The sequence below is a fragment of the Pseudomonas sp. S12(2018) genome, from assembly GCF_024355235.1.
Lineage (GTDB): Bacteria > Pseudomonadota > Gammaproteobacteria > Pseudomonadales > Pseudomonadaceae > Aquipseudomonas > Aquipseudomonas palmensis.
Genome location: NZ_QLAD01000003.1, coordinates 197,154 through 210,955, shown reverse-complemented (window position 1 = coordinate 210,955; position 13,802 = coordinate 197,154). Strand labels below are relative to the sequence as shown.

Sequence of the window (13,802 nt, the reverse complement as noted above, 5' to 3'; positions counted from 1 at the left end):
GATGAGCAACGACACCTTGATCGAAGTGCGCGACCTGTCGGTGGAGTTCGTCACCGGGGCGCAGCAGCAACGCGTGGTCGAAGGCATCAGCTTCGACATCCGTCGTGGCGAGACATTGGCACTGGTGGGCGAAAGCGGCTCGGGCAAGTCGGTGACCGCGCATTCGATCCTGCGCCTGCTGCCCTACCCGCTGGCCCGCCACCCCAGCGGGAGCATCACCTACGAAGGCCAGGACCTGCTCAAGCTCGAAGAAAAACAGATGCGGCGCATTCGCGGCAACCGCATCGCGATGATCTTCCAGGAGCCGATGACCTCGCTCAACCCGCTGCACAACATCGAGAAGCAGATCAACGAGATTCTCATGCTGCACAAGGGCCTGCGCGGCAAGGCGGCCACCGAGCGCACCCTGGAGCTGCTGGAACTGGTGGGCATTCCCGACCCGGTCAAGCGCCTCAAGGCCCTGCCCCACGAGCTGTCGGGCGGTCAACGCCAGCGGGTGATGATCGCCATGGCCCTGGCCAACGAGCCGGAGCTGCTGATCGCCGACGAACCGACCACCGCGCTGGACGTCACCGTGCAGCTGAAAATCCTCGAATTGCTCAAGGACCTGCAGGCGCGCCTGGGCATGGCGCTGCTACTGATCAGTCACGATTTGAACCTGGTGAAAAGAATTGCCCACCGCGTATGTGTCATGCAGCGCGGTTGCATCGTCGAACAGGCGTCGTGTGACGAATTGTTCCGTGCCCCGCAGCATCCGTATACGCAAATGCTGCTCGGTGCCGAGCCCAGCGGCAAGCCTGCCGACAACCCGGTGGGCCCGCCGCTGCTGGAGGTCGAGGACCTGCGCGTGTGGTTCCCGATCAAGAAGGGCCTGCTGCGCAAGACCGTGGACCACGTCAAGGCGGTGGACGGCATCAACTTCAGCCTGCCCCAGGGCCAGACCCTGGGCATCGTGGGCGAGAGTGGTTCCGGCAAGTCTACCCTGGGCCTGGCGATCCTGCGGTTGATCGGCAGCCAGGGCGCGATACGCTTTGAAGGCCAGGCGCTGGACGGCCTGACCCAGCAACAGGTGCGGCCGTTGCGCCGCCAGATGCAGGTGGTGTTCCAGGACCCCTTCGGCAGCCTGAGCCCGCGCATGAGCGTGAGCGATATCGTCGGAGAGGGCCTGCGCATTCATCGGATTGGCACGGAGGCAGAGCAGGAACAGGCGATCATGGAGGCGCTCGAGGAAGTAGGACTGGATCCGCAAACCCGGCACCGCTACCCTCACGAGTTCTCCGGTGGCCAGCGACAACGTATTGCCATTGCCCGGGCACTGGTATTGAAACCGGCGCTGATACTGCTGGACGAGCCCACTTCGGCGCTCGACCGGACCGTTCAGCGCCAGGTGGTGGAACTGCTGCGTACGCTGCAGACCAAGTACAACCTGACCTACTTGTTCATCAGCCATGACCTGGCGGTGGTCAAGGCGCTCAGCCACCAGTTGATGGTGGTCAAGCAGGGCAAGGTGGTGGAACAAGGTCCGGCTACGGGTATTTTCAGCGCCCCGCAACATCCCTATACACAGCAGCTGCTGGAAGCCGCCTTTTTGGCCCCCACAGCTGTCGATTAACCTGAAGAGGAACAACACATGGGTTTTCTCGCCGGTAAGCGCGTACTGATCGTCGGTGTCGCAAGCAAACTGTCCATCGCATCCGGCATCGCTGCCGCCATGCATCGCGAGGGTGCAGAACTTGCCTTCACCTACCAGAACGAAAAGCTCAAGGGCCGCGTCGAAGAGTTCGCCGCTGGCTGGGGCTCCAGCCCTGAGCTGTGCTTCCCCTGTGACGTTGCCAGCGATGAAGAAATCGCCAAGGTCTTCGAAGAACTGAGCAAGAAGTGGGACGGCCTGGACTGCATCGTGCACTCCGTAGGCTTCGCGCCGGGCGACCAGCTCGACGGCGACTTCACCCAGGCCACCACCCGTGATGGCTTCCGCATTGCCCACGACATCAGCGCCTACAGCTTCGTGGCCCTGGCCAAGGCCGGTCGCGACATGATGAAGGGCCGCAATGGCAGCCTGCTGACCCTGTCGTACCTGGGCGCCGAGCGCACCATGCCCAACTACAACGTGATGGGCATGGCCAAGGCCAGCCTGGAAGCCGGCGTGCGCTACCTGGCGCGCAGCCTGGGCCCGGAAGGCACTCGTGTGAACGCCGTTTCGGCCGGCCCGATCCGTACCCTGGCAGCCTCGGGTATCAAGAACTTCCGCAAGATGCTGGACGCCAACGAAGCGCAGACCCCGCTGCGTCGCAACGTCACCATCGACGAAGTCGGCAACGCCGGCGCGTTCCTCTGCTCGGACCTGGCGTCGGGCGTGAGCGGTGAAATCATGTACGTGGACGGTGGCTTCAACACTACTGCCATGGGCGACCTTACCGAGTAAGGTTGGCAGGATGGGAAAAGGCCGCTGATGCGGCCTTTTCTTTTGTCCGGGATCTGGCTATTCGCCGGCAAGGCCGGCTCCTGAAGAGGTTGCGATCCCTGTAGGAGCCGGCCTTGCCGGCGAACGCCCCCGTACAACCAACACAAAAACAGAAAGGGCCGCATCAGCGGCCCTTTCCGTTTACAGCAGCATCACTCAGTAACGGGTGATGTCCGCCTTCTCTTCCAACTGCTTGCGGTACGCAGCGAAGTCCTGCTGGCCAGCACGCGACGCCAGGAAGCGACGGTAGGCCGCCTTCTCTTCGTCACTTGCCGCAGCACCTTCGTTGACGCCGTTCAGGCGCAGGACCACAAAGCTGCCGTCGTTCAGGGTGACGCTACCGAAGGTCGGCTTGTCCTTGGCTTGCGGCTTGCTCATGCGGAACACCGCCTGCAGCTCGGCTGGGTCGATGGCCTCCTGGTTGCGTGTGACCGCTTCCTGGACCTTCCAGCTCTGCCCTTCCTGGCTGGCTGCCAGTTCGACCTTGCCGTCGCGCAGGCCGGCGATCAGCGCCTCGCCCTTGGCCTTGGCCGCCGCACTGGCGTGCTCCCTGGCCAGGTGCTTGCGAATGCTGTCGCTCACCACTTCCAGCGGCAGTTGCTCAGGCTTGCGGTGCTCCTTGACACGGATGACCACGACCGTCTCCGGGTCCAGCTCGATGGCGGTGCTGTTGGCACCCTCTTCCAGCACTTCCGGGCTGAACGCCGCCTGGATCACCGCACGGTTGGCCGTGATGCCATCGCCACCTTCACGGCCGAACGGCGCCGAAGTGTTCAGCTTCAGGCCAAGCTCCTGGGCCGGCTGGGCCAGGTCGGAGGCTTCGAACGCCGAGTCCTCCAGCTGCTTGGTCACTTCGACGAAGCGCTGTTCGACCTGCTGGGTCTTGAGCTCGCGGGTCAGCTTGTCTTTCAGGCTGGCGAAGGTCGGCACTTCAGGTGCCTGCACATCCAGCAGCTTGATCAGGTGCCAACCGAAGTCGGTACGCACCGGCGCCGATACCTGGCCCTTGTTCAGCGCATACAGCGCCTCTTCGAAGGCCGGGTCGTAGACGCCCTGGCCGGCATAGCCCAGGTCACCACCCGTTGCGGCAGAGCCCGGGTCCTGGGAGAACTCCTTGGCCAGCTTGGCAAAGTCTTCGCCTTTGTCCAGACGCTGCTTGATCTCTTCGATGCGGGCCTTGGCCTGGGCATCGTCAAGCTTGTCGTTGACTTCGATGAGGATGTGCGCGGCATGACGCTGCTCGGCCAGGTTGGCGATTTCCTTCTGGTACAGCGCCTGGAGCGCCTCGTCGTCGACCTTGACCTGGTCGAAGAACGCGGCCTTCTTCAGCTCGATGTAGTCGATGACCACCTGATCGGGGCTCATGAACTCCTTGGCGTGCTCGTCGTAGTGCGCCTTGATCTCTTCGTCGGTGACCTTGACCGCGGCCGGGTCGGCCTTGAAGGTCAGCGAAGCGAAATCACGGGTCTGCTTCTCCAGGCGGGCAAATGCCTCGACCTGCGAATCGGTAACGAAACCGCTGCCGGCCAGGCCAGCACGCAGTTGGCCGATCAGCATTTCCTGCGCCAGCATGTCGCGGAACTGCAGGCGACCGTAGCCCAGCTGACGAATCACCTGGTCGAAACGCTCGGGGCTGAACTTGCCGTCAACCTGGAACTCCGGCGTTTGCAGGATGACCTGGTCAAGCGCGGCTTCGGAGAAGCTGAACTTGGCATCCTTGGCGCCCTGGAGCAGCAGCTTGCGCTCGATGAGGCCCTTGAGTGCTGCTTCACGCAGCATTTTTTCATCCAGCAGGGAGGCGTCGAAATCCTTGCCCAGCTGTTGCATCAGTTGCCGACGTTGCATGTCGACAGCCTGGCTCAGCTCATTCTGGCTGATGGTGTCGCCATTGACCTTGGCAGCGTCCTGGCTATGGGTGGTGGCCTGGAAGATGGCATCGAAGCCGGTCAGCGCCATCAAGGCCACGATGACACCGATGATGGTCTTGGCAATCCAACCTTGTGAATTGTCCCTGATATTTTGAAGCATGCGTCCCCCAGAAACGGCCGTACTAAATAAACAACCGCGGAGCGTGGGTAGAGTCCTGATAGAAGAAAGGCGCATCCGAGGATGCGCCTTCTCGTAACTGGCGAAGCACACGGGAATCTGTTTTTGCGATTCCCCGTGCTGCGCTACCAGGCCAGGCGAAACCCGACCCGGTTAGGCGAAGCCTGAAAGAGACGCCTTAGTTGACGGCTTCTTTCAGTGCTTTGCCGGCCTTGAAGCCTGGCTTCTTGGCAGCAGGAATTTCCAGAGTCTTGCCGGTTTGCGGGTTGCGACCGGTACGGGCAGGACGATCGGTTACCGAGAAGGTACCGAAACCGACCAGCACCACGGAATCACCGGCTTTCAGGGCGCCGGTGACGGATTCGATGACTGCGTCCAGCGCACGGCCGGCAGCAGCTTTCGGGATATCAGCAGATGCGGCAATAGCGTCAATCAGTTCCGACTTGTTCACTCTAAGTCCCCTTATCTCTATTTGAGTTTGTTTCTAAGTATGTAATGAAAAGCAAAACGATTGCCGGGTGGCCCACCGACAAGTGGGCGCCGCTTTATAACAAGGGCCCGAATTAACGTCGTGGAGGCCCCCCAGCCAAATACGTACTAATGGGTACTGATTCGTTCCTTGGAATCGCTGTCGCGCTTTTCATCCTTGGCGACAATCTCGGGAGCCACATCTGGCAAGGGCTCCGGGGCGTATTGCAGCGCAATTTGGAGGACTTCGTCAATCCATTTGACAGGTTTAATCTGAAGATCCTGTTTAATATTGTCAGGAATTTCCTTCAGGTCGCGCACATTCTCTTCTGGAATGATCACGGTCTTGATCCCGCCGCGGTGTGCTGCCAGCAGTTTTTCCTTCAAACCGCCAATGGCCAGCACCTGGCCACGCAGGGTGATTTCCCCGGTCATGGCCACATCGGCGCGCACCGGAATCCCGGTCAGGGCCGACACCAGTGCAGTGCACATGCCGATGCCAGCGCTCGGGCCGTCCTTGGGGGTAGCCCCTTCCGGCATGTGAATGTGGGTGTCGCGCTTCTCGTGGAAGTCGGCCGGGATCCCCAGGCTGCGTGCACGGCTGCGCACCACGGTCTGCGCGGCAGTGATCGACTCGACCATCACATCGCCCAGCGAACCGGTCTTGATCAGTTGACCCTTGCCCGGAATCACCGCGGCCTCGATGGTCAGCAGCTCGCCGCCCACCTGGGTCCACGCCAGGCCGGTTACCTGCCCTACCTGGTCCTGCTGCTCGGCCAGGCCGTAGCGGAACTTGCGAACGCCCAGGTAATGCTCCAGGTTGTCACCATCGACCTTGACGGCCACCTGCTTGAGCCCGGCATGTTCCTTGACGACCTTGCGGCAGATCTTGGCGATCTGGCGCTCCAGGCCCCGCACACCGGCTTCGCGGGTGTAGTAGCGGATGATGTCGCGGATGGCGGCAGTGTCGATCTCCAGCTCGCCCTTCTTCAGGCCGTTGGCCTTGATCTGCTTGGGCGAGAGGTACTTGACCGCAATGTTGATCTTCTCGTCTTCGGTGTACCCCGGCAGACGAATCACTTCCATCCGGTCGAGCAGCGCCGGCGGGATATTCATCGAGTTGGAGGTGCACAGGAACATCACGTCCGACAGGTCGTAATCGACCTCCAGATAGTGATCGTTGAAGTTGTGGTTCTGCTCGGGGTCGAGCACTTCGAGCAGTGCCGAGGCCGGGTCGCCACGCATGTCGCTGCCCATCTTGTCGATTTCATCGAGCAGGAACAGCGGGTTGCGCACACCCACCTTGGTCATCTTCTGGATCAGGCGACCTGGCATCGAACCGATGTAGGTACGGCGGTGACCGCGAATTTCTGCCTCGTCACGCACGCCACCCAGGGCCATGCGCACGAACTTGCGATTGGTGGCGCTGGCAATGGATTCGGCCAGGGAGGTCTTGCCCACACCCGGCGGGCCGACCAGGCACAGTACCGGGCCGCGGATCTTCTTCACGCGCTTTTGCACGGCGAGGTATTCGAGGATGCGTTCCTTGACCTCGTCCAGGCCATAGTGGTCGGCATCCAGGATCTCTTCAGCCTTGGCCAGGTCAAGGCGCACCTTGCTCTGCGCCTTCCACGGCACCTGCACCAGCCAGTCGAGGTACGAGCGCACCACGGTGGCTTCGGCCGACATCGGCGACATCTGCTTGAGCTTGTTCAGCTCGGCCTGGGCCTTGGCGTAGGCATCCTTGGGCAGGCCGGCAGCGTCGAGGCGCTTTTTCAGCTCTTCGACTTCGTTGTGGCCTTCGTCGCTGTCGCCGAGCTCTTTCTGAATGGCCTTCATCTGCTCATTCAGGTAGTACTCGCGCTGACTGCGCTCCATCTGCTTCTTGACCCGACCACGGATGCGCTTCTCGACCTGCAACAGGTCGATTTCGGCATCCAGCAAGGCCAGGACATGCTCGACCCGGGCGCCCAGGTCGATGATTTCGAGAATTTCCTGCTTCTGCTCGATCTTCAGGGCCATGTGGGCGGCCATGGTGTCGACCAGGCGCCCCGGCTCGTCGATGCTGTTGAGCGACGAGAGGACTTCAGCCGGGACCTTCTTGCCCAGCTGCACATACTGTTCGAATTGCGACAGCAGGCTGCGCACGAAGACTTCGGACTCGCGATCGGCGGCCTCGACTTCGTCGATCAGCGCCACATCGGCGCGAATATGCCCGTCGACTTCGACAAAGCGCTCAACCGCACCGCGCTGCTCGCCCTCGACCAGCACCTTGACGGTGCCATCGGGCAGTTTGAGCAGTTGCAGTACGGTTGCGATGGTGCCGACACGGTACAGGGCATCTTCACCTGGATCGTCATCAGCTGGATTCTTCTGGGCCAGCAGGAGGATCTGCTTCTCGCCCGTCATCGCGGCCTCGAGGGCCTCGATGGACTTTTCACGCCCCACGAACAGCGGGATGACCATGTGCGGGTAAACGACGACATCGCGCAATGGCAAAAGAGGCAAGTCGAGGGTTGTCTTCATGATTTCGCCTCTACAGCGGCCTTATGGCCGTAATCCGATGGAAATTTGAGCATGGAGTTAATGTGGGGGCAGGCCCGCAAAAAAACAAGCTCTGCGACAGGAAAAGCAAAGGGGCCCGTAGGCCCCTTGCTGGTTTGCTGCCGTCACCCGACTCAGGCGTCGGGTGCAGCCTTGGCTTGCGGCTCGCTGTTCTCGTAGATCAACAGCGGCTTGGACGAGCCATCGATGACGCTCTCGTCGATCACCACCTTGCTGACATCCTTCTGCGAAGGAATCTCGTACATGGTGTCGAGCAGGATGCCTTCGAGAATCGAACGCAGGCCACGGGCACCGGTCTTGCGCTCCAGTGCCTTGCGGGCCACCGACTTGAGCGCATCGCTGCGGAACTCCAGGTCGACGCCTTCCATCTCGAACAGCTTGCCGTATTGCTTGGTCAAGGCGTTCTTCGGCTCGGTGAGGATCTGCATCAGTGCAGCCTCGTCGAGCTCGTCGAGGGTTGCCAGTACCGGCAGGCGGCCGACGAACTCGGGAATCAGGCCAAACTTGACCAGATCGTCCGGCTCGACTTCACGCAGCGACTCGCCAACCTTCTTGCCTTCTTCCTTGCTGCGAACTTCCGCACCAAAGCCGATGCCACCGCGGGTGGAACGGTTCTGGATGACCTTTTCGAGGCCCGAGAACGCACCGCCGCAAATGAACAGGATGTTGCGCGTATCGACCTGCAGGAACTCCTGCTGCGGGTGCTTGCGGCCACCTTGCGGCGGTACCGAGGCAACCGTGCCCTCGATCAGCTTGAGCAATGCCTGCTGCACGCCTTCGCCCGAAACGTCACGGGTGATGGACGGGTTGTCCGACTTGCGCGAGATCTTGTCGATTTCGTCGATGTAGACAATGCCCATCTGGGCCTTTTCCACGTCGTAGTCGCACTTCTGCAGCAGTTTCTGAATGATGTTCTCGACATCTTCACCGACATAACCCGCTTCGGTCAGCGTGGTGGCATCGGCAATGGTGAACGGCACATTCAACAGACGCGCGAGGGTTTCGGCGAGCAGGGTCTTACCCGAGCCCGTCGGTCCGATCAGCAGGATGTTGCTCTTGCCGAGCTCGACATCGTCGTTCTTCTTGTCACGTTGGTTCAGGCGCTTGTAGTGGTTGTACACCGCTACGGCCAAGACTTTTTTCGCGCGCTCCTGACCAATGACGTACTGGTCCAGGATGCCGCTGATTTCTTTCGGCGAAGGCAATTTATGCGCGCTGCTCTCGGCCTGGGCTTCCTGCACCTCCTCACGGATGATGTCGTTGCACAGGTCGACGCACTCGTCGCAGATAAAGACCGAGGGGCCGGCAATCAACTTGCGTACTTCATGCTGGCTTTTGCCGCAGAAGGAGCAATAGAGCAATTTGCCGTTGTCCTCGCCGTTACGGGTGTCAGTCATTCGATCGATCCAATCCGGTAGGCTTGCAACACAAGATGAAGGCAATTGCGGGCTTTTTCAAGTCCACAGGTGGCGGGAAGGCCCGGCCACCCGCTTGGCTGCCTATCAAACAGGCCGCTTGTGGAGCACCGAGTCGATCAGGCCGTATTCGGCAGCACGCTCGGCGCTCATGAAGTTGTCGCGGTTGGTGTCACGCTCGATGGTTTCGAGGTCCTGCCCGGTGTGATGGGCCAGCAGCTCGTTCAGACGCGAACGGATCTGCAGGATTTCCTTGGCGTGGATCTCGATATCCGAGGCCTGACCCTGGAAGCCACCCAGCGGCTGGTGAATCATCACCCGCGAGTTCGGCAGGCAGAAACGCTTGCCATGGGCACCGGCAGCCAGCAGGAACGCGCCCATGGAGCACGCCTGACCGATGCAGGTGGTGGAAACGTCGGGCTTAATGAACTGCATGGTGTCGTAGATCGACATGCCTGCTGTCACCGAACCACCCGGCGAGTTGATGTAGAGATGGATGTCCTTGTCCGGGTTTTCCGCTTCAAGGAACAGCAATTGCGCTGCGATCAGGTTGGCCATGTAGTCCTCTACCGGGCCGACCAGAAAGATCACCCGCTCCTTCAACAGGCGCGAGTAGATGTCATAGGCGCGTTCGCCACGAGCGGATTGCTCGATAACCATCGGGACCAGGCCGCCTGCGGCCTGGATGTCAGAGCTCTGCTGATAATAAGAATTGCGGGACATGTCCTGCACTCACTCCCAAATAGTCATGTCTTGAATACGCACAAGCCAGCTCGAAGGCTGGCTTGTGGTGTTTTCCTACAAGAGAAGGAAATCAGTCAGCGGCAGGTGCCTGCACCGGCTTGACAGCTTCTTCGTAAGAGACCGATTTGTCGGTCACAGTCGCTTTCTGCAGAACAGTATCCACAACTTGTTCTTCCAGCACAACCGAACGGACTTCGTTCAGCTGCTGGTCGTTCTTGTAGTACCAGGCCACGACTTGCTCAGGCTCCTGGTAGGCCGAGGCCATTTCCTGGATCATTTCGCGAACGCGGTCTTCGTCTGGCTTGAGGTCGAACTGCTTGACCACTTCGGCGACGATCAGGCCCAGCACGACGCGGCGCTTGGCTTGCTCTTCGAACAGCTCGGCCGGCAGTTGCTCAGGCTTGATGTTGCCACCGAACTGCTGAACGGCCTGCACGCGCAGACGGTTCACTTCGTTTTCCAGCAGGGCCTTTGGCACTTCGATCGGGTTGGCAGCCAGCAGGCCGTCCATTACCTGGTTCTTGACCTTGGTCTTGATGGCCTGGCGCAGTTCACGCTCCATGTTCTTGCGAACTTCGGTGCGGAAGCCTTCGATGCCGGTTTCCTTGATGCCGAACTGGGCGAAGAACTCTTCGGTCAGCTCAGGCAGTTTTGGCTCGGAAACGCTGTTGACGGTAACGGTGAACTCGGCGGCTTTGCCAGCCAGGTCCAGGTTCTGATAGTCCTCGGGGAAGGTCAGGTTCAGAACGCGCTCTTCACCGGCCTTGGCGCCGACCAGACCTTCTTCGAAGCCTGGGATCATGCGGCCGGAACCCAGCACCAGCTGGGTGCCCTGGGCCGAACCACCGGCGAACACTTCACCGTCGACCTTGCCGACGAAATCGATGTTCAGCTGGTCTTCGTTCTGGGCAGCACGATCGGTCGCTTCAAAGCGAACGTTCTGCTTGCGCAGCACTTCCAGCATGTTGTCCAGGTCGGCGTCAGCCACTTCGGCGCTCAGGCGCTCGACGTTGATCGACTCGAAACCGGCAACGGTGAACTCAGGGAACACTTCGAAGACGGCAACGTATTCCAGGTCCTTGCCCGCTTCGAGCGACTTTGGCTCGATCGACGGCGAACCGGCCGGGTTCAGCTTCTGCTCGACCACGGCTTCGTAGAAGGAGGACTGGATCACATCGCCTACTGCTTCCTGGCGAGCGTCAGCACCGAAACGGCGCTTGATTTCGCTCATTGGAACTTTGCCTGGACGGAAGCCAGCGATCTTGGCCTTTTGGGCGGTCTGCTGCAGACGCTTGTTGACCTGGCTCTCGATACGCTCAGCCGGCACGGTGACGCTCATGCGGCGCTCGAGAGCGGAAGTATTTTCAACAGAAACTTGCATGGATATTCCTCGTTGCACAGACGTTAGCCGGCGATACCGACTCCAGAATCAAGGGCAAGCATTCTAGTGACTCAAACACCAGAAGTCACCCCGTTCAAATCAAGGAGAACAGGCCGCGGCACATTTGAATTTCGCACAACTGCCCCGAAGCCTCTTGCCCGGGCGCCGGAACCCGCCGTTGAAGGCGTTGCGGCCTGACCGGCGGGCATCCCGATGCCCAGTGGAGGCTATGGAACAGAAACTTTTCAACACACTACCGCGCCTCAGGGCGCAGCATCTTCAATTTCGTTGAACTCGCAGTATTCCTGCCAGCTCAGGCCCAATGCCTCGGCCACTTCGCGGTGCACTTCAAGACGCATCTCGCGCAGTTGTTCGGGCGACTCGGCAATCAACTCCAGGGTCAACTCCCAGGATTGAAGGCCACGCTCCTGCGCCTGGTCATCGAACGCCCACTGGATCTGCTGCTGTTGCTCGTGGGCATTGAGCCCGGCTATCTCTTCGAGCAACTGCGGGTTTGCCTGGGCAAACCGCTCTAGCGCGACCGCCTGGCGTGATTCTTTTGCAATCATGGTGCATTCCTTCCTGCGGCCGATAACCCGGCCACTGCTTCAACCGCCTGAAATCTATCAGCTTTGGCTTATTTGTCACTAGCCAGGGTGACATCGGCGACAGGTGAACAGCAGAATGCCGCGCACCTTAACATCTGGCCCTGTGCCACCCAAGCGCTGCAGCAAATCAACAAACGGCCGCCCGGTTTCTGCCAGACTCACCGGCGTCTTCTTTTCGGATACCTGCATGAATCACGAATTGTTCTGGGTCCTTGGCCTGCTGTTCAGCGCCGTCGCGCTGTTTGTCATCAATCGCCCGCGCATGGACGTGGTGGCGCTGCTGGTGATCGTCGCCCTGCCCCTGCTCGGCATCCTGAGCGTGCAGGAAGCCCTGGCCGGCTTCAGCGACCCCAACGTGGTGCTGATTGCCGCGCTGTTCGTGATCGGCGAAGGGCTGGTGCGCACCGGTATTGCCTACCGCATCGGCGAGTGGATGGCCGAACGCGCCGGCAACAGCGAAACTCGCCTGATCGTGCTGCTGATGGTGTCGGTGGCAGGCCTGGGCTCGGTGATGAGTTCGACCGGCGTGGTGGCGATCTTCATCCCGGTAGTACTGAGCATCGCCGCACGCATGAAGGTGTCGCCCAGCCGCCTGATGATGCCACTGGCCTTCGCCGGGCTGATCAGCGGCATGCTCAGCCTGGTGGCCACGCCTCCCAACGTGGTGGTGCACAGCGAGCTGGTACGCCACGGTGAAACCGGTTTCAGCTTTTTCAGCTTCACCCCTTTCGGCCTGGTGATCCTGGTGCTGGGGGTGGGCTACATGCTGCTGACGCGCAACTGGCTGGGCAGCGCGACGCGCAAGGACGGCAGTACCGAAACCCGCCGCACCCTGCTCGACCTGATCATCGACTACAAGCTGGCCGGGCGTGAACGACGCCTGCGGGTCAGGCCCCATTCGCCGCTGATCGGCCACAGCCTGAGCGAGCTGAAGCTGCGCACCGAGCACGGTGCCAACGTGGTCGGCATCGAGCGCCAGCACAAGTTCAGCACCCGCGTGATCAGCCCCGACTCCAGTACCCTGGTGCACGAAGGCGACGTGCTGCTGCTTGACCTGTTCTCGCCCAAGGACGACCTGCGCAGCCTGTGCCAGACCATGCGCCTGGAGCCTCTGCACTTCAAGGCCGCCTACTTCATCGACCAGTCGCGCGAAGTGGGCATGGCCGAAGTGGCGCTGCCACCGGGCTCGCAGTTGATCGGCAAGAACCTGCTGGAGCTGACGTTCCGCAGCCGCTGGGGGCTGAACGTGGTGGGCCTGCGTCGCGACCAGGCGGCCATCGACGAGCAACTGGTGGAAGAAAAGCTCAAGCTGGGCGACACCCTGCTGGTGATCGGCACCTGGAAGGCGATTCGCCAGCTGCAGACGCAACCGCGAGACTTTCTGGTGCTGAGCCTGCCGGCGGAAGTGGACAACGTGGCCCCGGCCCTGAATCAGGCGCCTTATGCGCTGATCAGCCTGGCGGTGATGGTGGGCCTGATGATCAGCGGCCTGGTACCCAACGTGATCGCCGCGCTGATCGGCTGCCTGCTGATGGGCGCCAGCCGCTGCATCGACATGGAGAGCGCCTACCGGGCGATCCACTGGCAGAGCCTGATACTGATCGTGGGCATGCTGCCCTTTGCCCTGGCGTTGCAGAAAACCGGAGGCATCGCCCTGGCGGTGGACGGCCTGGTGGGCGTGCTGGGCGGTGCCGGGCCCTACGTGATCCTCGCCACGCTGTTTGCGATCACGGCGCTGATCGGGCTGTTCATTTCCAACACCGCAACAGCGGTACTGATGGCGCCGGTTGCGATCACCACCGCACAGCAACTGGGCGCATCGCCCTACCCGTTCGCCATGATCGTGGCGCTGGCCGCATCCGCCGCGTTCATGACGCCGGTGTCGTCGCCGGTGAACACCCTGGTGCTGGGGCCGGGGCAGTATCGCTTCGCCGACTTTGTGAAGGTGGGGGTACCGTTCACGATCCTGGTGATGATTGTGAGCGTGCTGATGGTGCCGTGGATTTTTGCTCTGTAGACGGCGGTGCTGCCTTCGCCGGCCATGCCGGCTCCTGCAGGAGCCGGTTTGGCGGCCACAACCCACTAACAATAACAATTATCATTTGAGAAAT

General features: G+C 61.0%; 10 protein-coding genes. 3 read left to right on the top strand and 7 right to left on the bottom strand.

Annotated features, from left to right (window positions below; translation table 11 throughout):
• The first annotated feature begins 1 nt into the window (after position 1).
• Together DN388_RS08155 and fabI are read left to right on the top strand one after the other, a co-directional pair.
• Positions 2-1,612 carry an ABC transporter ATP-binding protein gene (locus tag DN388_RS08155; protein WP_043864488.1) on the top strand — a complete coding sequence of 537 codons (1,611 nt, stop codon included), beginning with the start codon at positions 2-4 and terminating at the stop codon, positions 1,610-1,612.
• Between the two features lie 18 nt (positions 1,613-1,630).
• A complete protein-coding gene (gene fabI, locus DN388_RS08150) occupies positions 1,631-2,425 on the top strand; it encodes an enoyl-ACP reductase FabI (protein WP_043864489.1) in 795 nt (264 codons plus the stop codon).
• Positions 2,426-2,620: 195 nt separating this feature from the next.
• Here fabI and DN388_RS08145 read toward each other — a convergent pair whose 3' ends face one another.
• The 7 genes from DN388_RS08145 to DN388_RS08115 form a co-directional block, all read right to left on the bottom strand.
• A complete protein-coding gene (locus DN388_RS08145; RefSeq protein ID WP_054915281.1) occupies positions 2,621-4,492 on the bottom strand; it encodes a SurA N-terminal domain-containing protein in 1,872 nt (623 codons plus the stop codon).
• Positions 4,493-4,688: 196 nt separating this feature from the next.
• On the bottom strand, positions 4,689-4,961 hold the full coding sequence (locus DN388_RS08140) for an HU family DNA-binding protein (RefSeq protein ID WP_003183171.1): 273 nt from the start codon (positions 4,959-4,961) through the stop codon (positions 4,689-4,691).
• Positions 4,962-5,107: 146 nt separating this feature from the next.
• Positions 5,108-7,504, bottom strand: coding sequence for an endopeptidase La (lon, locus tag DN388_RS08135; RefSeq protein WP_043864491.1), 2,397 nt, complete (start codon positions 7,502-7,504; stop codon positions 5,108-5,110).
• A 152-nt stretch (positions 7,505-7,656) separates the two neighbouring features.
• Entirely contained in the window at positions 7,657-8,940 is a 1,284-nt protein-coding gene (gene clpX / locus DN388_RS08130) for an ATP-dependent Clp protease ATP-binding subunit ClpX (RefSeq protein WP_043864492.1), read from the bottom strand.
• A 105-nt stretch (positions 8,941-9,045) separates the two neighbouring features.
• Positions 9,046-9,681, bottom strand: a complete 636-nt coding sequence (clpP, locus tag DN388_RS08125; RefSeq protein WP_043864493.1) for an ATP-dependent Clp endopeptidase proteolytic subunit ClpP — start codon at positions 9,679-9,681, stop codon at positions 9,046-9,048.
• A gap of 91 nt (positions 9,682-9,772) precedes the next feature.
• Positions 9,773-11,083 carry a trigger factor gene (gene tig, locus DN388_RS08120; RefSeq protein WP_043864494.1) on the bottom strand — a complete coding sequence of 437 codons (1,311 nt, stop codon included), beginning with the start codon at positions 11,081-11,083 and terminating at the stop codon, positions 9,773-9,775.
• A gap of 263 nt (positions 11,084-11,346) precedes the next feature.
• Positions 11,347-11,652, bottom strand: a complete 306-nt coding sequence (locus DN388_RS08115; RefSeq protein ID WP_043864495.1) for a DUF6388 family protein — start codon at positions 11,650-11,652, stop codon at positions 11,347-11,349.
• Positions 11,653-11,878: 226 nt separating this feature from the next.
• Between DN388_RS08115 and DN388_RS08110 the strand changes: the two genes are divergently transcribed.
• A complete protein-coding gene (locus DN388_RS08110; protein ID WP_058541306.1) occupies positions 11,879-13,708 on the top strand; it encodes an SLC13 family permease in 1,830 nt (609 codons plus the stop codon).
• Positions 13,709-13,802 lie beyond the last annotated feature (94 nt).